Raw genomic sequence first — 393 nt, forward strand, 5'->3', positions numbered from 1 at the left:
GCGGCAACGTGGACCGCGCGCCCGGCGTGCGGGACCTGCCGCCGAGCGTGATGCACGAGGTGGGCGGCCTGTGGCTGTACATGCTGCACGACCTCGGCGAGCTGGACCTGAATCCCGTCTCGGCGGGCGTGCGGGTCGTGGTGAGCGGGCACTCGCACGTGCCCGCCGCGCGCGAGGAGGCGGGCGTGCTGTACCTCAACCCGGGTTCGTGCGGGCCGCGCCGCTTCCGGCTGCCCGTCTCCCTCGCGTTCCTGACGGTGTCGGACGGGGACGTGCGCGCGGAGCTCGTGACGCTGGGCGTCTGACGGGGAGGGAATCGTGTACGCTCGGGGCACATGAGTCGAGGTGTCCGGGAGGCGCGGGTCGGCAGGTCCTGAGACGCCAAGGCACACA

At 73.0% G+C, this 393-nt stretch carries 1 protein-coding gene; it reads left to right on the plus strand.

Annotation, left to right across the window (positions count from 1 at the left end):
* On the plus strand, positions 1-305 hold a 305-nt coding region (locus DEIPI_RS27550; RefSeq protein ID WP_045233371.1), incomplete at its 5' end, for a metallophosphoesterase family protein.
* Positions 306-393: the final 88 nt, after the last annotated feature.

This window comes from Deinococcus pimensis DSM 21231 (assembly GCF_000519345.1).
GTDB classification, from domain to species: Bacteria; Deinococcota; Deinococci; order Deinococcales; family Deinococcaceae; genus Deinococcus_A; species Deinococcus_A pimensis.